This window comes from Tunturiibacter empetritectus (assembly GCF_013410875.1).
GTDB classification, from domain to species: domain Bacteria; phylum Acidobacteriota; class Terriglobia; order Terriglobales; family Acidobacteriaceae; genus Edaphobacter; species Edaphobacter empetritectus.
In genome coordinates, this window is sequence record NZ_JACCCU010000001.1 from 1,900,400 (window position 1) to 1,921,651 (window position 21,252).

A 21,252-nucleotide genomic window follows, 5' to 3' on the forward strand; every position below is an offset into this window, starting at 1 on the left:
GCGGTTGGCTGCGCTGCATAATTTTTCGGCGCATGGTTAGGAGTGGCGATGCGATCTGGACAGAGAGCCGGAGTTTTTGTCGGTGGAGTGCGGGTTTTGCTCTCGGGTGTTTTGTGCGTGTTGATGGTGGAGCAGCCAATGGTGGCGGCTGCGGCTACGAAGAGGGCGGTAGAGCCTTCGGTGAAGCAGATTGAGAGTGACCAGAGGGCGCTGCATGCGCTGAACCGATTTACGTTTGGGCCGCGGCCGGGAGATGTGGCGGCGGTGCGAGAGATTGGGGTGAAGGCGTGGTTCGAGCGGCAGCTGAATCCGCAGAGCATCGACGATTCGGCGCTGGAGGTGCGGCTGGCTGCGTTTCCTGCGATGCAGATGGAGCAGACGGAGTTGATGCAGCGCTATCCGAGTCCTGCGGTGTTGCGGCAGATGATTGCAAAGAATGAGCCATTGCCGAGTGATCCCGTAGAGCATGCGATCTACGCGGATCAGATTGCGTTTTACAAGACGGCGAAGGCGAAGAAAGAGGCGGAGCAGGCTGCGGCGGCGAAGAACAGCGGCGGCGAGGATGGAGTGCCGGCGGCGGGTGGTATGGCTAGTGACGGCTCGATGGCTAAGAGTGCGGAGGAGATGAAGGGTACTGCGGCGCTGCCTGGGGATGGAGTTGATCCCGCTACTCCTGCGATGGCCACGCATGAGGAGCAGTTTTATTCGGGGCTGGATGCGGTGCGGGTGATCAACCTGCCGCCGGATGAGAGGATGCAGCGGATTCTGGCGATGCCGCCGGAGGAACTGGTGAGGTTTCGCAAGAGTTTGAGCAATAGTGAGATGGCTGCGGCAGCGGATGGTCTCTCTCCGATGCAGCGGGAGACGCTGGCATCGCTGCAGGGATCGCCGAGGATAATTGGCGCGGAGTTGCTGGAGTCGCGGATGCTGCGCGATATCTACAGCGAACGGCAGCTCGAGGCGGTGATGACTGACTTCTGGCTGAATCACTTCAATGTGTATATCAAGAAGAATCAGAATGAGCCGTTTTTGCTGCCGGCCTATGAGCGGGATGTGATTCGGCCGCGTGCGCTGGGGAAGTTTGAAGACCTGCTGGTGGCGACGGCGAAGAGTCCGGCGATGTTGATGTATTTGGATAATTGGCAGAGCATTGGGCCGGATTCGCTGGCGGCGAGGAATGGCGGTAAGCTGGCGAAGTTTGCGCAGAACCCGCAGGTGAAGCAGGCTCTGAAGGACCGCGGATTGAATGAGAACTATGCGCGGGAGTTGATGGAGTTGCATACGCTGGGCGTGCAGTGCGAGGTGAGCGCGGATCGTCCGGTGAGCATGTTGGATAAGGCTTGCGGGCGTGGGTATACGCAGCAGGATGTGACCGAGGTGGCGGAGGTGCTGACGGGATGGACGATCGATCAGCCAGCGCGGAGTGGTACGTATCGGTTTGAAGAGCGGCGGCATGAGCCGGGGACGAAGACTGTTCTCGGGAAGAAGATTGGAGAGAAGGGTGAGGCAGAGGGGCTGGAGGTGCTGCATCTGCTGGCGACCAGTCCGGCGACGGCCCGGTTTGTTTCGAGGAAGCTGGCGGTGCGGTTTGTGAGCGATACTCCTCCGCCTGCGTTGGTGGACAGGATGGCGAAGGCGTTTGTTGTGAGCGGGGGTGACATCAAGACGGTGCTGCGGACGATGTTTGATTCGCCGGAGTTCTGGTCGCCGGAGGTACGCCGTGCGAAGGTAAAGACGCCGGAGGAGTTTGTGGCGTCTGCGGTGCGGGCGAGCGGGGCTGAGGTGACGACGGCGATTCCGCTTTATCAGGCGCTGGAGAAGCTGGGGATGCCGCTATATGGGATGCAGACACCGAATGGCTATAGCTGGATGGCGGAGCCGTGGGTGAACTCGGGCGATCTGGTGAACCGGCTGAACTTTGCGGTGTCGTTGAGTAACGATCGGGTTGGGGGAGTGCAGACGGATTGGGCACGGATGCTGGGGGAGGCTTCGGCGCAGGGTTTGGTGGCGACGGGAGATTCGGCTGCGGAGAAAGAGAAGAAGCTGGAGGTCGCGCTGCTTGGGCAGGCGGTGAGCGATCGAACAAGGGAGACGGTGCTGGCACAGTTTCAGGATCAGACGACGCAGCAGCAGGCGGAGAAGAGCTTCGGGATCAGAGCGAATGAACAGGAGCCGATGGCGCAGGTGTTGAACATCTCTTCGCCGAAGCAAAAGGTGAGGCCGCCGCTGGACCGTGAGGCGGCGGGGATGGCTGGGTTGCTGCTTGGTTCGCCGGAGTTTCAGCGGCGGTAGAGTTGTGGTCTTAGGTGCGGTGTAATGAGTGCACGTGAGTTGGAATTGTTCCGATTTGGCAACTTCTCCGAAGTAAATGCGTTTGTAGATGCAGATGGCGTGATGCGATACGCGGACAGGGGTCTAAGATGGCGAGCATGAAGAGTATGGTGGATCAGAGCGACTGGGGTTGCGATCTTCATGGGCGCGATGCGTCGCGGCGGCAGGTGACGCGGCGCGGATTTATGAAGGGCGGCGCGCTGGCGCTGATCGGGACTTCGACGATTCCGGCGTTTTTGTCGCGAAGCGTTTTGGCTGAGGTGACTACGGCGGCGGCGAACAAGAAGAAGCTGGTGGTGCTGTTTCAGCGGGGCGCGGTGGATGGGTTGAATGTCGTGGTTCCTTACAAGGAGAAGAACTACTATGCGATGCGGCCTTCGATTGCGATTCAGGAGAAGGATGTTCTGGATCTGAATGGATCTTTTGGGCTGCATCCGGCGATGACGGCGTTCAAGCCGCTCTATGACCAGGGGCATCTGGCGATTGTTCACGCGGCGGGTTCGCCCGATACGACGCGTTCGCACTTTGACGCGCAGGATTATATGGAGTGCGGGACACCCGGCGTGAAGGCTACGACGGACGGGTGGTTGAATCGCGCGTTGCAGACGGAGGTCCTGACGGGGAAGCCTACGGCGTTTCGTGCGGTGGCGCTAGGGACGCAGGTGCCGCGAACGCTGCAGGGGAGGGTGCCGGCGATTGCGGTGAGTAATCTGGCGGATTTTTCGGTAGCTGGGAAGGGACCGCAGACTTCACCGATCAGTAACGCATTTCAGGCGATGTATGACGAGAGCACGGATGCGGTGCTGCATGGGACTGGGCAGGAGACGTTCGAGGCGGTGAAGATGCTGAAGTCGGCGGACCCGGCGAAGTATCAGCCGGCAGCTGGAGTGGTGTATCCGAATACGCCTTTTGCCAACAGCATGAAGCAGGTGGCGCAACTGATGAAGGCGAACCTGGGGGTGGAGGCGGCGTTCTCGGATATGGGCGGCTGGGATACGCACCAGAACCAGGGGAGTGTGAATGGGCAGCTGGCGAATCGGCTGAAGGAGTTTTCGGATACGATTGCGGCGTTCTGGAAGGACATGGGGAGCGACGCTGAGAATGTGACGGTGGTGACGATGTCGGAGTTTGGACGGACGGCTCGGCAGAATGGGTCGGGCGGAACCGACCACGGTCATGCGAATGTGATGTTTGTGCTGGGTGGCAGGGTGAAGGGCGGCAAAATTTATGGCAAGTGGCCTGGGCTGGCTAACGAACAGCTGAACGAAGGACGGGACCTGACGGTGACAACAGATTTCCGGCGGGTGCTAGGTGAAACAGCTTATAAGACTTTGGGGGCGAAGAATCTAGAGATTGTGTTCCCTGGATCGCGCGTGAGTCCGAGTGAGTTTTTGAACTTCTCTCAGGGGTGATGAAGCCTGACGAGCGCGGATGTCTCTACTGTGTCACTCTTCTGTTTATGGAATGTAAAAATCAGCAAGATACAAAATAGTGGAAAAAGCACGGCAACTTTTCTTTATATTCTGCGTCTTATTGGATGTAACACACGACAGTCGGGCTTGCAGTTCCCACAGTTCCGGCTTCCAATATCCGCAACAAAAGAACTCCCCACCACAATGTAAGGCTCCCAGAGTATCGGGAGCCTTCACTCCTTTTGGTCGGCACTTTTTTGGTTTTCTGCGCTTGCTGGTTTCGAGTCAGGCGAAGCCTATTTTGCGGTCGAGGGCCATGGCTCCGGCTCCGTAGAAGATCAGCATGATGGCCAGGGCAGCGAGGGCGAGGATGTAGTTGTAGATGCCGAAGCCCTGATGGATTCCGACGGTGGCAAAGGCTACCAACATGTTGGTGGCGACCAGAAAGGCGGCGAAGCGGGTGAGAAGACCCAGAATGAGGAGGATGCCGCCGAGGAACTCGGTGTAGGCGGAGACGTATCCGAGCCAGTAAGGCAGGCCGAGGGTGGAGACGTAGTGCGCGTAGTGGTGCAGGGCAGAGAGCGGCAGGACCTTGTGGTAGCCGTGGATCGCCATGGAGACACCGAGGATGAGTCGCATGAGGAGCGCACCGGTGGGCTGGAGACTGTTGAGCCATTTCGTCATATAGAGATCCCTTTTGGAAGAGGGTATCGTGGGGTGTTGTGAAGATGAACTGGATCTTAATGGGTGGGTGCCGGGGAAGGTACGAGTTGCTGGGTTGGCGCGGGTGAAAGATCGTGGGTTAGATATTGATCTAAAAATCGGGTGAGGCTTTGAGTGTAGAGAGAGCCGGAGGGTGAGGGGAGTTCTGGGGTGGGGAGCTCTGGGAACGGTAGTTCTACGGTGAGTTTGGGATCGGCGGCGGTGCGAAAGCTTTGGTTGGGTGAAGTGCTGGGGGAGAGGAGGAGTTTGGGAGTTTTCAGGGTGGAGAGCGGTGCGGCCAGGGGGAACTGCTCGTGAAAGAGGAGGCGGACGGGGAGGAGACGGGCGCGGGGGTCACGCTGGGCTTGTGGGAGGAGGTCAGTGTGGGGGTCGTCGAGAATCAAGGCGGGGATGGTGGTGTGATTTGCGGCTAATTGGGTGGCCAGGGAGGCTCCTACGCCGGTTCCGTAGAGGATGATTTGTTGGGCGGGGATGGCTCGGGAGTTGGTGAGGTACTGCCACGCGGAGTCGGCGTCGTGGGCCATGTTTTGCTGGCTGGGGCGGGTGGTGGCGCTCTGGCCGTAGCCGCGGTAGTCGAAGGCGAAGACGTTGAGACCGAGGTTGTGGAGGTTGGCGAGGATGGGGATGGAGTTGGCCAGGGAGCCGTCGGCGCCGGGGAGGAAGAGGATGGTGGAGTGGGCGTAGCGGGCGTTAGGGGAGGAGGGGATCCACCAACCGGTGAGCTGCGGGGTGGCGGACTCGTCCGGGCCGAAGCGGATGAGCTCGTAGGGGATGCCGGCGATGGAGGCGGGAGCGGCCGAGGTGCGCGTGGGGTGGAGGACGAGCTGCCACTGGCCCTGGTAGAAGAGGAGACAGAGAGTGAGATAGCCGCAGACGAGGGCCGCGATGATGGTTAGTGCGATGGCTTTGATGAGCCAGAGAGGGCTTACGACTTCAGGCTGGGCAGTGATTGGCGGGGTGCGCTGGCTGAGCTTTGGAGTGGGGCGGGGCATGAGTCGGGCTTCTGTATCGACTTTAGCATTCGGGGTAACGTGGCTGAGTCGTTTTGGCGAGTGCGAGCCATCTAAGATGGGGATAGTGGAGGATTTCGAGTGGCGCAGTGGGTAAGGTTGTGTGGGGTGGCGGAGGCTCCGCCGGTGGGACGGGTGATGGAGGCCGAAGTAGAGGGCGTCGCAATTTGCCTGGCGAATGTCAATGGGGAGTTGTCGGCGCTGGATAATGTTTGTCCCCATCGGCAGGGGCCGCTGGGGCAGGGCTGGGTTGAGGGGGAGGCGGTGGTCTGCCCGTGGCACTCTTGGACGTTCAACGCTAAGACAGGGTTGGCGGAGTATCCAGCGGGTGAGCGGGTGGAGGTGTTTCCGCTGCGTGTGGAGGGGGAGGATGTTCTGGTGGATATTGAGTAGCGTTCCGTTTGGGAATCTTGGGGAATCAAGCTTGGAACACTTCGTAAATTTCGGGAATTGATGTTTCCAACCCACAAGATGACAGGCTAAGCTGCATCTTACTGACAGACCATTCGAAGGAGTGGCTGGTAGAGAGGGAGTTCTTATCATGAAGTTGCGTAGTATATTTCTTGCCGTCATCGCTTTTGTCGTTCTGGTGGGGGCCGTAGTTCCAGCAAACGCGCAAGACGATCATCATCAACGCCACCATCGCCATCGGCATCACCATCATCACCAGCGGTAGAGTTTGAGAATGTGAATGGGCTCGGCCATTGTGCCGAGTCTTTTTGCGTGCCAAGGGATTTGCCTGCGGTCAGCGTTTTGCAGCGTTAATGCTGATAGAATCTATTAAATCCACTCCAGACAGGAGAGGCAATGCAGGCAATACTGGCGCTAGAAGATGGGCGCGTGTTTCGGGGTAAGAGTTTTGGCGCGCGGGCGGAATGCTCGGGCGAGGTGGTCTTCAATACATCACTGACCGGCTATCAGGAGATCTTCACAGATCCATCTTATGCGGGTCAGATCGTGGTTTTGACAAATCCACATATTGGGAACTATGGGACTACGCCGAGTGATGCGGAGTCGAAGAAGCCGTTTATCGAGGGCTTGGTGACGCGCGAGTTTTCGCCGATGAGTTCGAATTGGCGTTCGACGCAGGTGGCGGATGAGTATCTGGAACGCTATGGCGTGCCGGTGATCGCGGAGATCGATACACGGGCGGTGGTGCGGCACTTGCGGGCGAATGGTGTGATGCGTGGAGTGATTGCGTCGGGGGAGAATCTCGATGTGGATGCGCTGGTGGCGAAGGCGCGATCGATACGCAAGATGGATGGCACCGACCTGGCGAGCGTCGTGAGTACGAAGGTTGCTTATGAGTGGGATGCGAATGAACCGAAGAATCAGACGGGCGATACGCTGCTGACTGCGGCGCGCGGTGAAGATGCGAAGCAGATGCATGTGGTCGCGTATGACTTCGGGATCAAGGAGAATATTCTTCGGATGCTGACGCGGGAGAACTGCCGGGTGACGGTGGTTCCGGCGAAGACCTCGGCTGCGGATGTGTTGGCGATGGAGCCGGATGGGGTTTTCTTCTCAAATGGGCCGGGTGATCCGGAGCCGTTAGAGTATGCGGTCGAGAATGTGCGAGAGCTGCAGGGCAAAAAGCCGATCTTCGGAATCTGTCTTGGTCATCAGATCTTCGGGCTGGCTCTGGGCGGGAAGACGTACAAGCTGAAGTTTGGGCATCACGGCGGGAATCACCCGATCATGAACCACCAGACGGGCAAGGTAGAGATCACGGCGCAGAATCATAACTTCAACGTGGATCCTGATTCGCTGCCGAACGATGTTGAGAAGACTCATACGAATCTGAACGATCAGACTCTGGCCGGTTTGAGGCACAAGACGGACCCGATGTTCAGCGTGCAGTATCACCCGGAGGCGAGTCCGGGGCCGCATGACTCTCATTATCTCTTCAAGGATTTTCGGAAGATGATGGAAGAGTTCAAAAAATAGAGATTAAATGGCGCGGCTTTGGTCGCGCATTTTTTCGGCACATAGAGATCGGTAAGAGGAAGAAGAAAAGACATGCCACGCAGGAATGACATTGCGAAGATTCTGGTGATCGGCTCGGGGCCGATTGTGATTGGGCAGTCGGCGGAGTTTGATTACTCCGGGACGCAGGCTTGTAAGGCGCTGAAGGCCGAGGGGTATGAGGTGGTGCTGGTGAACTCGAACCCGGCGTCGATCATGACCGATCCTGAGGTGGCGGATCGGACTTACATCGAGCCACTGAATGCCGCTTATCTTGAGGAGATCCTTCGCGTTGAGAAGGAGATGCTTGATCCGGATGGCCTTGGAGGCAAGGGGACGTTTGCAGTATTGCCTACGGTGGGTGGGCAGACGGCGCTGAATCTTGCGGTGGATCTGGCGGATTCTGGTGTGTTGGACAAGCTTGGTATCGAGTTGATCGGCGCGAAGCTGGAGGCGATCAAGAAGGCTGAGGATCGACTGCTGTTCAAGGACGCGATGACGAAGATCGGGCTGGATATGCCGCGGTCTGCGTTGATCAATAACATCCGCGACGGGTTGGAGTTTGCGACGAAGATCGGATTTCCGGTGGTGATTCGGCCTTCGTTTACGCTGGGCGGTTCGGGTGGGGGAATTGCTTACAACCGCGAAGAGTTGATGGAGATTCTTTCGCGCGGGTTGGATCTTTCGCCGGTGCATGAGTGTCTGCTCGAAGAGAGTGTGCTGGGTTGGAAGGAGTATGAGTTGGAGGTGGTGCGGGACCTGAAGGACAACGTCATCATCATCTGCTCGATTGAGAACTTCGATCCGATGGGCGTGCATACGGGCGATTCGATTACGGTAGCACCAGCGCAGACGCTGACCGATCGCGAGTACCAGGTGATGCGGGATGCGGCTATTCGCGTGATTCGCGAGATTGGCGTGGAGACGGGCGGGAGCAATGTGCAGTTCGCGGTGAATCCGCTGAACGGGCGTATGACGGTGATTGAGATGAATCCGCGGGTGTCGCGTTCGTCGGCGCTGGCGAGTAAGGCTACGGGCTTTCCGATTGCGAAGATTGCAGCGCGGCTGGCGGTGGGATATACGCTCGATGAGATTCAGAACGACATCACGAAGGCTACGCCTGCTTGCTTTGAGCCGACCATTGATTATGTTGTGGTGAAGATTCCGAAGTGGCAGTTTGAAAAGTTTCCTGGTGCGGATGAGGTGCTGGGGCCGCAGATGAAGTCGGTTGGCGAGGTGATGGCGATCGGCAGGACCTTCAAGGAAGCGATGATGAAGGCGGTGCGGTCGCTGGAGACGGGCAAGAAGGCGACGGCGGATGATATTGAACCGCGGCGGTTGACGCAGCGTTTGGTGACTCCGCATCCGGAGCGGCTGAACTACATTCGGTATGCGTTTGAGCGCGGGATGACGGTGCGTGAGGTTGCTCGCATGACCTCGATGGACCCTTGGTTCCTGTACCAAATAAAGCAGATTACGGATGAGATCAAGGCGGTTGGCGGTGTGCCGATGGCCGAGGTGACGGCGGAGCAGCTGCGTGCGGCGAAGCGGATGGGGATCTCGGATGAGAGGCTGGCGGCGAGTTGGGGTTTGACTGGTGCGGAGGGCACGTCGGCAGTGCGCGCGTTGCGGAAGAAGTTGAACGTGATGCCGGTGTACAAGATGGTAGATACGTGTGCAGGCGAGTTTGAGAGCTACACGCCTTATCTGTACAGCTGCTACGACGAAGAGGATGAAGCGGCACCGACGAAGAAGAAGAAGATTCTGATCCTGGGGAGTGGGCCGAATCGTATCGGGCAGGGAATTGAGTTTGACTATTGCTGCTGCCATGCTGCGTTTGCGCTGCGTGAGGATGGGTACGAGACCATCATGGTGAACTGCAATCCGGAGACGGTGTCGACCGACTATGACACAAGTGACAGGCTGTACTTCGAGCCGCTGACGCTCGAGGATGTTCTGGGAGTGTACGAGCATGAGGCCTCTTCGGGTGCGGAGATTGGGATGATCGTGCAGTTTGGCGGACAGACGCCTCTGAATCTTTCGCTGCCGCTGAAGAAGGCCGGCGTGCCGATTATTGGGACGTCGCCGGAGTCGATCGACCTGGCGGAGGATCGCAAACGGTTTGGGAAACTGATTGAGGAGTTGAAGATTCCGCAGCCTGAAGGAGCGATGGCGACAAGCGTGGAAGAGGCTGTTGCCGGCGCGAATCGTGTGGGTTATCCGGTGTTGGTGCGGCCCTCGTATGTGTTGGGCGGACGCGCGATGGTGATCGCTTATGACGATGAGGCAGTTGTGCGGTATATGTCGACTGCGATTGAGTACTCGCAGGAGCGGCCGGTGTTGATCGACCACTTTTTGGAAGATGCCGTGGAGTGTGATGTGGATGCACTGTGCGATGGCGACGATGTCGTGATTGCTGGGATCATGCAACACATCGAAGAGGCGGGGATTCACTCCGGCGACTCTTCCTGCGTGTTACCAGCGGTTGATCTGAATGATGACGTGCTGCGGACGATTCGTGAGTACACACGCAAACTGGCGATGGCGTTGAGTGTGCGTGGACTGGTGAATATTCAGTTCGCGATTCAGCGGGGGATTGTCTTCGTGATCGAGGTAAATCCCCGGGCTTCGCGGACGGTGCCTTATGTTTCGAAGGCGACGGGGATTCCACTGGCGAAGATTGCTTCGCGGATTATGGTGGGGCGGAAGTTGAAGGAGTTGTTGCCGGAGCAGACAACCAGCGGTAAGGATCTGGAGACGGGTTCGCACTACTTTGTGAAGTCGCCGGTGTTTCCGTGGGGCAAATTCCCTGGAGTCGATACAGTGCTTGGTCCGGAGATGAAGTCTACGGGCGAGGTGATGGGGGTCGCGGATAACTTCGGCGAGGCGTTTGCGAAGGCGCAGATCGCCGCGGGGCAGGTGCTTCCGTTGCAGGGGACGGTGTTTCTCAGCGTCAACGACCATGATAAGGAAGGCGCAGTGTCGCTGGCGCGGGATTTTGTGGAGATGGGATTTCATCTGGTGGCTACGCATGGTACGGCGCTTGTGCTGGAACAGGCGGGACTGCAGCCGGAGCGCGTCTACAAGGTTAAGGAGGGGCGGCCGAATGTGGTCGATCTCATCAAGGGAGACCGGATCCATCTGATTGTGAATACACCCCATGGGCAGGATACGTTCTTCGATGAGAAGGCGATTCGACGGGCGGCGGTGATGGCGCGGGTTCCGACGATCACGACGCTGGCAGCGGCACGGGCGGCGGCTGAGGGTATCTCCGCTTTGCAGGAGGGTACGTTGAGTGTGGTTGCGCTCCAGACGCTTCATGCGAACAGAATTGCGGCCGAGGTCAAAGCGGTTGCTGTTGTGGATTAGCTGGCGCCGGAAGGTGGTTTAGTAGGGGGCTAGTAGGGATCCATGGCGAACTTTGCGCCGATGGCGTAGCTGATCATGGAGAGGGGGAGCCAAGTGCCGATGAGGAGGCCGTCCCCGCCCATGAGCCCGCTGCCGTGGTGGAAGGTGAAGAAGGTGCGCCAGAGTTTTTCGACTGCGCCGCAGTTCTCGCAGAGGCCTTTGCCGGTGGGCAGGTCGAGCACCCAGACACAGACGATAGAGAAGATGACGAGGCCGGAGATCCAGGTGTAAGGTGCGATGTCGTTTTGCAGGAGGCGCGTGACGATGGCTCCGCCAAGCATGGGAACGAGGGCGGCCAGGATGGTGGCGAGCAGCTTGGGGTTGGCTGAGTCCGGGTCTGGATGATTGAGAGAGAGGACGACGATGACACTCGCAAGCATGAGGACGGCGATGAGGGTGTGGGTGAGAAACCAAGAGGCTTCGCGGCCGAGGTCGCCTAGAGATTTACCCTGCGGGATGTCTCGTCCGTTGGTCATGGGCACCAAGAGCTAGATTACTGCAATAGGGTTTCGTCGAGACGGCTTGTTTGTTACGTCTTTCGGGGTATGAGATTGCGGGTTCATCGCATGGTTTGGACATTCGCTTTTAGAATAGAGAGATGCTGCTCGATGGGCTTCAACTACCGCTGACTACACCGTTCTATCCTGACGGACGCCTCAATCTTCATAAGCTGGAACACAATGTGGCACGCTACTCGAAGACGCCGGCCGCGGGGCTGGTTGCGCTGAGCGAGGTGGGAGAGCCGACTCTGCTGAGTGAAGAGGAGACGCGGCACGTGTTGCGGAGTGTGTCGGCTGCAGCTGCGCCAGAGAAGGTGCTGATCGCTGGAGTGTCTCGCGATAGCGTGGCGGGGACGCTGGAGCTGGTGGAGTCGGCTGCGGAGTTTGGCTATGATGCGGTGCTGGTGAGGCGGCCTTCGATGCTCCGAGGTAACGGGGAGCGGAGGAAGGAGCTGCTGGCTTACTTTCAAGCGGTAAGTGACCGGTCAGCGCTGCCGGTGGTGTTGTCCAGCTCTGCGGCGGAGGATGGAGCTGCGCTGCCTGCCGAGGTTGTAATCGAGCTGGCGGGGCACTCGAAGATTCTTGGAATGGTGGATGGTTCGGGGGACGGTGCTCGGGTGGAATCGATCAAGGCGGGGACTGCGAATTACAAGCGAGATGTGACTGTGACTGCCGTGTTCGCAGCGGTGACCGGGAGGATGCAGAGTCGAAGTGAGGGTGCGGAGGCGAAAGATTTGATCCTAGCCACTGAGTTGATGGATGGGATGCCTGCGGTGGCGACGGCCACGAAGACGGTGACGAAGACGCGAACGAAGGTGGTGGGATTTCAACGGCTGGCTGGCAGCACGGATGGGATGCTGGAAGGTTTGAGCGGTGGCGCGGTTGGCGCGATGCCAGTGTTTGCGGCGGCGGCTCCGCAGGCCTGCTACGAGGTGCTGGCGGCGTGGAAGGATGGCGATGAGGGGTTGGCGCGGGAGAAGCAGGTTCGGCTGCAGGAGGTTGCGGCCAGGATTGAAAGGCAGATGGGAGTTGCGGGTATCAAATTTGGGTGTGACTTGAATGGGTACTTTGGAGGGAGGCCGCGTCTACCTTTGCTGGCGCTTGGCGGGGACGAGCGAGCCGAGATTGAGGCTTTGATGCAGGGGATGCGGAACTAAGGCTAGCGTTTCGGTGTGACGGGGATGCCCATTCCGCTGAGTTTGCTGCGGGCCTGCATGGACTCGGGCGAGTTGGGGAAGCGCTGGATGAGGGTGCGGAGCTCGCGGGTACCGGCTTCGTTCTCCTTGAGGTTGAAGAGGGCGATGCCCTTGTGAAGGTGAGAGGCGGGGACCTTGTTGCTGTCGGGATACTGCTCGAGGACGGCATCATAGGCCTTGATGGCAGCGGGGTAGTGGCCGTCGCGATAGTTGATCTCCGCCTGGTAGTAGAAGGAATTTCCTGAGAGGGGATTGTCGGGGTAGTACTTGACGACGTCGCCGAACTCGGAGGAGGCGAGGGGATATTTGGCGGCCATGTAGTCGCCGAGGGCGGTCTTGTAGAGTTCGTCGGCGGGTGGTACGGCGGGGCCGGGGCTGTCGGTTGCCTGTGGGACGTTTGCTGACGGTTTGACTCTTTTCCCGTTGGGACCGGAGGCAGGGTTGGCCGGGAGGGTGGAGGCCGGGCTGGGCGTTGTGAGCGGAGCTGGGTTTGAGGGCGGCGGGGCCGGGGAGCCAGTCGGCTGGGGCATGCCGGCGCTCATTGATTGCTGCTGGTTTTGAACGTCCTGCATGAGCTTCTGGAGGGTTGCGATGCGGGCCTTGATCTCGTCGACGGAGTCGTTGAGGGACTGAATCTGACCGGAGACCTGGTCGACCTTCCCGCCCTGCGCCTCCTGCTGGGTCTGTAGCTGCTTGCGCATGACGTCGACGTTTGCGCCCATCTTGTTGATGGAGTCGGCACTTTGTTGGATGAGGTCTTTCATGGCGCCCATGCGCTCGTCGTTAGACTGCTGAAGGCGAGCTATGGCGTCCTGCAGCTCCTGGATCTGGGTTTGAAGCTGCACCATGTCCTTGCTGACAGCGAAGGCTGGGGCTGCACAGAATAGGATGGCCGCGAGGAGAGCGGCTAATGGGATTGCCGGGGAGAGGAACTTACGGAGATGGTGCTGCTTTGGTTTGATCATGTCAGAGGCACTCGGCTTTCTGTCTTTTGGTCGGCCCTCCGGGCGGTGGAGTGCACGGGAGCTGAAAGAGTGGGGTCAGGTTAGCAGAAACCCCTGTCCTTGATTCAGGACAGGGGAAGGGTGGTTTGGAATCGGGATGCAATGTGGTTAGCGGTCGAGGGAGAACTGAGCGCGGCGGTTTTGCTGCCAGCAGCTTTCGTTTTCTTCGGTGCAGAACTGCTTTTCTTTTCCGTAACTGATGACGCGGAGGCGGCTGGCCGGCACACCGGAGTTCACCAAAGCGGTGCGTGCGGCGTTGGCGCGGTTCTCGCCTAAGGCGAGGTTGTACTCTGCAGAGCCGCGATCGTCGCAGTATCCCCCAATGACGACCTTAATAGCGGGATGAACTGTGAGGTAAGCGGCTGCCCGGGTTGTCGCTGCAACTGCGTCGGGACGAAGATCGTAGCTGTCGTAGTCGAAGAAGACATCCTGAACGTTCTGGTGGAAGGCTGCTTCGCTGCCCATGTCGGTATCTGCCGGAGGAGCAGCAGGCGCTACGGGGACACGAACGGTTACGCGGACGTTAGCTTCGGTGGTGCCACCGTCACCTTTAGCAGTGAGATGGAAGTTGGTGGAGGTGGATGGGGAGACGGTCTGGGTGCCGTTAGTGGCGACGTCGCCGATGCTATCGATAGAGACCGTGGCGGCGTTCTGGGTGCGCCAGTTGAGGATGACAGATTGACCAAGGTCGATGGCGAGGGGATCGGCGGTGATGGTGGCGGTGGGCGCGGCAGCGGGAGGAGCAGGCGCGGGCCCGAGCGCGTTGGGGTCGATCCCGCTGGCTTTCTTGTGGCAGCCGGTGACGGCGCCTATGGAGATGAGAGTTGCTGCAATCACCAAGGTCTTGCGAATTCCTATTTGCATCGCGTTCATTTGTTGTCTCCTGCCAACGGTAATAGTGCAAAGATCAAGTTTCCTGCGAAGCGTTTCCGCAGAGACGATAAAAAGCTGTTACTTCCAACTCCAGTTGGGCATATCTGCGCCGGCGCCGGTGAGCTCATGCTTTTGCGTGCCGTCGGCCAGCATGGTCATGATCTTCATATGGGTGGCTCTGCCGTCGGGGGAGTTGGCGTAGACGATGTGGCGGCCGTCCGGGGACCACGAAGGGAAGTCGCAACGACCGCCATCGTGGGTGAGTTGAATCCAGCGTTTGGTGGCGATCTCCATGACGTAGATATCCTGTCCACCAGGTGCGCCGGGGCCGTATTTGCGATCCCATGCGAAGGTGAGGAACTGTCCGTTAGGCGACCATGAAGGCGAAGTGGCATATCCGCCGTCGGTCATACGCTGGACGTTGGATCCGTCGGTGTCCATGACGTAGAGCTGGGGGAGATTGGTGCGTCCGCTGATCCAGGCGATCTGAGAGCCGGAGCGTGGGTTGAAGACGGGTGAGACGTCGGGGCCGCGGAAGCTGGTGACGCGGCGGGAGGAACCTCCGTTGGTGTCGGAGATCCAGATCTCGGGGTCGCCGCTGCGGGAGGATGAGAAGGCGATGTCCTTGCCGTTGGGGGACCATGCCGGGGAGAGGTTGGTGCCGCCGGCTGAGGAGAAGTTCACCATACGGTTAAGGACGAGGGAGAACATGCGGATCTGAAAGCCGTCGCGACCGAGGGAAGAGAAGGCTAGGCGGGAGTTGTCGGGCGAGATGCGTGGGGAGATCGAGATGGTGCCGAGGTGGGTGAGAGGGTGCTGGTTGGCTCCGTCGTAGTCCATCTGCCAGATCTCTTTGTCGGCGCCGGTGAGCTTGACGTAGAAGATCTTTGATTCGGCGATACCCTGGCTGCCCCCGCTGAGACGGAAGATGATCTCGTCGGCGAAGCGATGGGCGATCTGGCGGGCTGCGTCGTCGCTGGCGTCCTCGTTGTACTGCTTGGCGAGCACCTGCGGGTACTGAATATTTTTGGCGTCGAAGAGGAAGCCGTTACAGGTGATTCTGTTGCCTTGAACGCTGAAGTTGCCAAAGGCCACCATGGCGGCGGAGGTCGGGGCGTTGGCCCACTGCTGAATACTCATCTCGGCGGGCGCGCCGGGGGTGGATTGGGGGAGGAGGCTCTTGGAGACGATGTCGAAGATGCCTGCGTTCGAGAGATCGGCGAAGAGGGTTGAATCGAAGGTGTGCTTGAAGGCAGAGGTTTGCGGATCTGCTGAGGCAGGTTTGAAGTCTGCGACGGCGATGCGGATGTTGGAGACTCCGCTGGAGGTTTCAGTCTTGAAGCCTTCCTGCGCCTGCAGAGCGGAGGCGCCAACGAGAAGAAGGAGAAGAACTCCAAGACGACAAAGGTAGGCGTGCCGGAGGAACGGCGTACGTTTCTGTCTATGCATTCTGTTCTATGTTAGACGCAAAATCGTCAGGACGGGGTGTCTTCGGGCAGTTGTCAAGGAGAATCAAAAGAAACACTCCTTGAAAACGAAGCTTTTACTGGGGATGAAGGTGGAAGGTGTATTCGACGGTGATGTGATCGCCTTGCGGCAGGGGACCGAAGCCGTCGACACGTTGAACGGCTCGCATGGCGGAGAGGTCGAGCGAGGGGGAGCCGCTGGGCGTCTCGATGCGGGCGTTGGAGGGGACGCCTTCGCGATTGATGTCGAAGATGATGGTTGTGCTTTTGCCGATGGAGGTGCGCGGGTCGGCCTCTGCGGTGTACCAGTTCTGCGCGACTTTGCTGTTGACGATGTTGACGTAGTAGGCGAAGCGCTGGCCGAAGGTGCGGTCTTCGACCGAGACACTGGCGGTGCCGTTTTTTACCTCCAGCGTCGATTGCGCGATGCGGACACCTGCGGTTTCGCCGGTGACTGCTTTAGTGGGCGGAGGGGTGACGGGCTGGATGTGTTTTGGCGGCGCGGGCGTGGGTTTTTCAGCCTCTTTGATGGGCTTGGTGATCTTTTCGGGGATCGCCACTTCGTTGGGAGATGGCGGAGGTTCAGTTCTCTCTTTGGTAATGACGGGGGCGGGGCTTGGGGCCTCCGAGGTGAGGACGCCGGTATCAAGGGTGCGTTGTGTGGGCGGAAGCGGGAGCGAGGAGACCATGGTGGCCTGGATGGCTCCTGCATTTGAGGCGTTCTCGCCCCAGTCGTGGCCTCGGGTGTGGAAGATGAAGGCCCAGCCCAGTATGACGGCAGCGATGAGTCCGTGCAGCACGATGGAGCCGACGAAGTTTGCGCCGAGCTTGTCGGGATTGCTGTCGCGACCGATTGTGAGAGATGTATTTATGTCACCCTCCTCACTTCTGGATCGGCTGGGTGACGATGCTGATGTTGGTGATGCCGGCCTGCTTGACCGCATCCATGACTGAGGCGAAGGCGCCGAAGGGCACGCGTTCGTCGGCTCGCAGGTAGATGATGCGCTTGGCGGGGTCGGCTTTGCCGGTGGATCTTAGCAGCGTGGGGAGCTGGTTGACGTTGACGGGCTTGTCCTGCAGGAAGACGTTCTGCTCGCGGTCGATAGTGACGACCATGCGCTCTTCGGTGAGCTGGTTGACGGAGCGCGTCTTGGGGATCGCGACCTCGACACCGGACTGGAGAACTGGCGCGGTGAGCATGAAGATGAGCAGGAGCACAAGAACGACGTCGACCAGCGGCGTGATGTTGATCTCGGCGAGCGCGGTCTGGGTGCGTCCTTTTGCAGAGAAGGCCATCGCTAGAAGGTCCTCCGGCGGATCTCTTCGGGCTGCGGCTGGGGCGGTTGGGGCTGGCTGGGAGTGATCATGGCTGCGTTTTCGATGGCGTTGAGAAGCTCGCGACCGAAGTCATCCATACGCGCACCAAACTCGCGGAGACGTGCAGTGAGCTGGTTGTAGCCGACGACGGCGGGGATGGCGACGACGAGGCCTGCGGCGGTGGTGATGAGGGCCTCCGAGATGCCAGGGGCGACGGCGCGGAGGGTTGCGGCACCTGCGGTGCCGAGGCCGTGGAAGGCGTCGATGATGCCCATGACGGTGCCGAAGAGGCCGATGAAGGGAGCGATGGCGGCGATGGTGGCGAGCCAGGTCATGCGGCTCTCCATCGTGGTGAGGGCTTCGCTCGAGGCGGTCTGGGCGGCGCGTTCGAGTGCAACGGGGTTGCGGGGAAGGCCGCGTCCGCCGTTCTGGCGCTGGTACTCGTCGTGAATCTCCGTGAAGACGGCGACAAGTGGGCTGGGCTTGAACTGGTCGGCTACGGCGGCGATTTCGCTGAGGCGAGTCGATTTGCGAAAGGCGCGGACGAAGCGCTGGCTCTGAGTGTGGGCTCTGCTGAAGCTGGACCACTTGGAAAACATGATGGCCCAGGAGAAGATGCTGGCGATAAGCAGGATGACCAGGACGGCGAATGCGACAGGGCCGCTGTTGTGGATCATCTCCAGCAGGGCGCTGGTGTTGGAGGCCGCGGGGGGTGCAGCGGCGGAGGGGTCTTCCTGGAAAAAGTAAAGAGCTAACGAAAGGGTCCAGACCATAGTTGTTGTGTACCAGTGTTTAGTGTAAATCGTGGTTGAGGCAAATGTGGCTGGCAATCGGGTTGGAGCACCTTCTGTGGTGCGGATCTCTAGGGTGTTTCAGGTGTAAACGATAGTTGGGGGTGAGGTTTGCTATTCTCGCGATACGTGTTTGCCTGAGGGCCCTATGCTGCTGGAGTTGCGAGCGGAAAACTATGCTGTGATCGACCGTGCGGTCGCTACGTTCGGGCTGGGCCTTAACCTGCTGACTGGCGAGACGGGCGCGGGGAAGTCGATTCTGATCGATGCCTTGGCACTATTGCTGGGGGGGAAGGCCTCGGCTGATTTTGTTCGTCATGGGGAAGAGAAGGCGGTGGTCAGTTGCGTCTTCGAACTGACCCAGGGAGCGGCTGCGATTCTTGAGGCGAATGGGATCGACAGTGAGTCGGATCATCTTTTGCTGCGACGCGAGATCCTGGTTAGCGGCAAGGGGCGGGTGTTTGTGAATAATCAGCCAGCGACGGTTGGCGTGTTGCGACAGCTTGCGCCTGAGCTTGCGCTGGTGCACTCGCAGGGGGAGACGATGGGCTCGTTCGACCAGGCGCAGCAACGTATTTTGCTGGATCGCTTTGGTGCGGTAAGCGTGGATGGTGTGACGGAGGCGTTTGCTGCGTGGCGTGCGACTACGGACAAGCTGGATGAGTTGCAGTCTGCTGAGCAGGACCGTTTGCGGATGGCGGATCTGTGGCGGTTTCAGAGCAGAGAGATCGATCAGGCCGGACTGAGTGCTGAGGACGAAGATGTTCAGCTCGAAGCGGAGAAGCGGGTGCTGGGAAATGCTGAGAAGCTTTATACGGCGGCGATGAGCGCGCATGAGCTGCTCTATGAGTCGGAGAGCTCTGCGGAGGGCGCGCTGGGTGCGGCTTTGAAGCATGTGGAGGAGTTGGCGCGGTACGATGCGCGGTTTCAGGAGCCTGCGCAACAGTTAGTTGCGGCGAAGGCGATCGTGGAAGATGTCGATGCCGAGGTGCGGGACTTTGCCGACAATGTTCACGCTGCGCCGGGGCGGTTGGAGGAGATTGAAGATCGGCTGGCTGCGCTTGATCGGTTGAAGCGAAAGTATGGGCAGAGCTTGAAAGAGGTTATCGACTTTGGTGCGGAGGCGGCGCGCCAGTTGGCTGAGGTTGAGAATCGCGATGCGCTGCTGGTGGAACTTAAGGTTAAGCAGGAGAAGGACGCGGAGGCCTATAGGGTTGTTGCGGCGAAGCTTACCGCTGGGCGTACAGAGGCTGCGAAGAGACTGGAGAAGCTGGCGGAGGCGCAGATCAACGATCTTGCCATGAGCACGCGGTTTCATGTGCGCGTGACCGCGGAGAAGTCGACGGAGAGCTGGACCGCGCATGGCTGGGATCAGGTAGAGTGTCTGATCGCGACTAATGCCGGGGAGCCGATGAAACCGCTGCATGAGATTGCTTCGGGTGGTGAGATGTCGCGGGTGATGCTGGCGCTGAAGGTGACTGTGGAGGAGGCGGCGTCGGGTGGGGCGGGGAGGAAGAAGAAGTCGGTTCTGCCACGGACGTTGGTGTTTGACGAGATCGATATCGGCATCGGCGGACGGGCGGCGGAGGCGGTTGGGCGAAAGCTGAAGACGTTGTCCAAAGGCCAGCAGGTGTTGTGTATTACCCATCTGCCGCAGATTGCGGCGTTTGGGGATCAGCACTTTCTGATCGAAAAAACGGAGAAGCGTGGACGCACCCAGACTGAGGTTCGCCGCATGGAGGACTCAGAGCGAACGCAGGAGATTGCGCGCATGTTGAGTGGGGCGAAGTTGACGGAGACCAGCCTCAAGCATGCAGCACATTTGCTGGAGAGCAGCCGCTGATTTTTGGCCGCACATCTTGTAAGACGGCGTACGCATCCGAGTGAGGAGATGCGATTCAGGAGGATGAGCGATGTCAAACGATTCGAATAAGTGCGCTATGGAGGGTTGTCTCTGTACGCCGCCTGAAGGGCAGAAGTACTGTTCTGCTTATTGTGAAACTGCGAAGGGTGAGACGAAGCTGCAATGCGATTGCGGACACCCGGCCTGCGCTGGCCAAAAGCTTTAGGGTTTTGGCGCGATTGGACGATGCCGGGGAGCTTAAAAGGTTCCATTATTTGTGCGGCTTTTGTTGCTTTCTTGGCTTGTTATGTTGCACCTAGAATGGTTCAATTCTGTGCTAAGACAGGGTTGAACGCGGTATACTAGGGACGTGATTACAACCACCCTTGACCACGCTGCTGGAACCGAGAGCGGCAACAAAACGAAAACTAAGCGGGTTCTCCTCCTCAAGCCTCGCGGCTTCTGTGCCGGCGTAGTGCGTGCGATCGATATCGTGCAGATTGCGCTGGAGACCTTTGGCGCTCCGATCTATGTTCGCAAAGAGATTGTTCATAACAGCTATGTTGTGACCGACCTGGCGAAGAAGGGCGCAATCTTTGTCAACGAACTTGACGAGGTTCCAGAGGGCGCTCGGGTGATTTACTCGGCTCATGGAGTTTCGCCGGCGGTTCGCGACCGGGCGAAGGAACGCGGGTTGAAGGTGGTGGATGCGACCTGCCCGCTGGTGACGAAGGTTCACGTGGAGGCGATCAAGTTTGCCAAGCAGGGGTACTCACTGGTGCTGATCGGGCATCGTGACCATGACGAGATTGAGGGCACGCAGGGTGAGGCTCCGGATGTGACCCAGGTGGTTTCGACGGTGCAGGAGGTTGCGGACCTGGTTGTGCCGGATCCGAATCGTGTGGCGTATCTGACGCAGACGACGCTGTCGCTCGATGAGGCCCGGGATATGATCCAGGCGCTCAAGAACAAGTATCCGAATATCGTTGGGCCGCACTCACAGGATATCTGCTACGCAACGGAGAACCGGCAGGTTGCGGTGAAGAACGTTGCTCATGGAGCGGATCTGGTGCTGGTTGTCGGATCGACAAACAGCTCCAACTCCAACCGTTTGGTCGAGGTTTCGAAGAATCTGGATACGAATTCGTATCTGATCGATACGGCAGATGCTATTCGGCCGGAGTGGCTTGATGGTGTCGATACAGTTGCTGTGACAGCTGGCGCTTCGGCTCCTGAGGTTCTTGTCAAGGATGTCGTCGAATATCTGCAGACGATGGGCTATGGCTCCGTCGATGAGGTTGAAGTGATGCCGGAGAACGTGCGCTTTGGTTTGCCTCCGGAGATCGTTCAGGCGATTGCATCTGCTCCACCAGTAAACCGGTAACTAGTTTCGTAACAGAGAGTTTGTTTTTC

Annotated in this window: 18 protein-coding genes; 8 read left to right on the top strand and 10 right to left on the bottom strand. The window is 59.1% G+C overall.

The annotated features are described in order from the left end of the window. Positions 1-48: 48 nt before the first annotated feature. Together HDF08_RS08070 and HDF08_RS08075 are read left to right on the top strand one after the other, a co-directional pair. A complete protein-coding gene (locus HDF08_RS08070) occupies positions 49-2,292 on the top strand; it encodes a DUF1800 domain-containing protein (protein WP_257030917.1) in 2,244 nt (747 codons plus the stop codon). Between the two features lie 128 nt (positions 2,293-2,420). Further along, complete coding sequence (locus HDF08_RS08075; protein ID WP_179637970.1) at positions 2,421-3,743, top strand: DUF1501 domain-containing protein; 1,323 nt, start codon at positions 2,421-2,423, stop codon at positions 3,741-3,743. A gap of 285 nt (positions 3,744-4,028) precedes the next feature. Here HDF08_RS08075 and HDF08_RS08080 read toward each other — a convergent pair whose 3' ends face one another. Next, positions 4,029-4,427: a DoxX family protein gene (locus HDF08_RS08080; RefSeq protein WP_179637971.1), complete on the bottom strand. Its 399-nt coding sequence runs from the start codon at positions 4,425-4,427 to the stop codon at positions 4,029-4,031. 56 nt (positions 4,428-4,483) lie between these two features. Beyond that, entirely contained in the window at positions 4,484-5,458 is a 975-nt protein-coding gene (locus tag HDF08_RS08085) for an alpha/beta hydrolase (protein WP_179637972.1), read from the bottom strand. 99 nt (positions 5,459-5,557) lie between these two features. Here HDF08_RS08085 and HDF08_RS08090 point away from each other — a divergent pair, with 99 nt between their 5' ends. Next, positions 5,558-5,869, top strand: a complete 312-nt coding sequence (locus HDF08_RS08090; protein ID WP_179637973.1) for a Rieske (2Fe-2S) protein — start codon at positions 5,558-5,560, stop codon at positions 5,867-5,869. A gap of 25 nt (positions 5,870-5,894) precedes the next feature. On the opposite strand, the gene HDF08_RS08095 is transcribed toward HDF08_RS08090, so the two are convergent. After that, positions 5,895-6,206: a hypothetical protein gene (locus tag HDF08_RS08095; RefSeq protein ID WP_179637974.1), complete on the bottom strand. Its 312-nt coding sequence runs from the start codon at positions 6,204-6,206 to the stop codon at positions 5,895-5,897. Between the two features lie 77 nt (positions 6,207-6,283). Here HDF08_RS08095 and carA point away from each other — a divergent pair, with 77 nt between their 5' ends. Further along, positions 6,284-7,423 (top strand): glutamine-hydrolyzing carbamoyl-phosphate synthase small subunit, encoded by a 1,140-nt coding sequence (gene carA, locus HDF08_RS08100; protein ID WP_179637975.1) that lies wholly within the window; start codon positions 6,284-6,286, stop codon positions 7,421-7,423. 72 nt (positions 7,424-7,495) lie between these two features. Continuing rightward, positions 7,496-10,810, top strand: coding sequence for a carbamoyl-phosphate synthase large subunit (carB, locus tag HDF08_RS08105; RefSeq protein WP_179637976.1), 3,315 nt, complete (start codon positions 7,496-7,498; stop codon positions 10,808-10,810). A gap of 29 nt (positions 10,811-10,839) precedes the next feature. Here carB and HDF08_RS08110 read toward each other — a convergent pair whose 3' ends face one another. Continuing rightward, positions 10,840-11,325: a hypothetical protein gene (locus HDF08_RS08110; RefSeq protein ID WP_179637977.1), complete on the bottom strand. Its 486-nt coding sequence runs from the start codon at positions 11,323-11,325 to the stop codon at positions 10,840-10,842. A 122-nt stretch (positions 11,326-11,447) separates the two neighbouring features. On the opposite strand from HDF08_RS08110, the gene HDF08_RS08115 reads away from it, so the two are divergent. Beyond that, the gene (locus HDF08_RS08115; RefSeq protein WP_179637978.1) at positions 11,448-12,506 is read left to right on the top strand and encodes a dihydrodipicolinate synthase family protein; all 1,059 of its coding nucleotides are present in this window, start codon (positions 11,448-11,450) and stop codon (positions 12,504-12,506) included. Between the two features lie 2 nt (positions 12,507-12,508). On the opposite strand, the gene HDF08_RS08120 is transcribed toward HDF08_RS08115, so the two are convergent. The 6 genes from HDF08_RS08120 to HDF08_RS08145 all read right to left on the bottom strand — a co-directional run bounded on the left by HDF08_RS08120 (position 12,509) and on the right by HDF08_RS08145 (position 17,978). Beyond that, entirely contained in the window at positions 12,509-13,510 is a 1,002-nt protein-coding gene (locus HDF08_RS08120) for a tetratricopeptide repeat protein (RefSeq protein ID WP_179637979.1), read from the bottom strand. 147 nt (positions 13,511-13,657) lie between these two features. After that, positions 13,658-14,422 carry an OmpA family protein gene (locus HDF08_RS08125; protein ID WP_257030918.1) on the bottom strand — a complete coding sequence of 255 codons (765 nt, stop codon included), beginning with the start codon at positions 14,420-14,422 and terminating at the stop codon, positions 13,658-13,660. Positions 14,423-14,500: 78 nt separating this feature from the next. After that, the gene (locus HDF08_RS08130; RefSeq protein WP_179637980.1) at positions 14,501-15,871 is read right to left on the bottom strand and encodes a DPP IV N-terminal domain-containing protein; all 1,371 of its coding nucleotides are present in this window, start codon (positions 15,869-15,871) and stop codon (positions 14,501-14,503) included. Positions 15,872-15,965: 94 nt separating this feature from the next. Continuing rightward, the gene (locus HDF08_RS08135) at positions 15,966-16,688 is read right to left on the bottom strand and encodes an energy transducer TonB family protein (RefSeq protein ID WP_373563140.1); all 723 of its coding nucleotides are present in this window, start codon (positions 16,686-16,688) and stop codon (positions 15,966-15,968) included. Between the two features lie 82 nt (positions 16,689-16,770). Beyond that, a complete protein-coding gene (locus tag HDF08_RS08140) occupies positions 16,771-17,184 on the bottom strand; it encodes an ExbD/TolR family protein (protein ID WP_179637982.1) in 414 nt (137 codons plus the stop codon). Between the two features lie 2 nt (positions 17,185-17,186). After that, the gene (locus HDF08_RS08145; RefSeq protein ID WP_179637983.1) at positions 17,187-17,978 is read right to left on the bottom strand and encodes a MotA/TolQ/ExbB proton channel family protein; all 792 of its coding nucleotides are present in this window, start codon (positions 17,976-17,978) and stop codon (positions 17,187-17,189) included. A 166-nt stretch (positions 17,979-18,144) separates the two neighbouring features. Between HDF08_RS08145 and recN the strand changes: the two genes are divergently transcribed. Together recN and HDF08_RS08155 are read left to right on the top strand one after the other, a co-directional pair. Continuing rightward, the gene (gene recN / locus HDF08_RS08150) at positions 18,145-19,839 is read left to right on the top strand and encodes a DNA repair protein RecN (RefSeq protein WP_179638883.1); all 1,695 of its coding nucleotides are present in this window, start codon (positions 18,145-18,147) and stop codon (positions 19,837-19,839) included. A 370-nt stretch (positions 19,840-20,209) separates the two neighbouring features. Beyond that, positions 20,210-21,223, top strand: coding sequence for a 4-hydroxy-3-methylbut-2-enyl diphosphate reductase (locus tag HDF08_RS08155; protein WP_179637984.1), 1,014 nt, complete (start codon positions 20,210-20,212; stop codon positions 21,221-21,223). Positions 21,224-21,252: the final 29 nt, after the last annotated feature.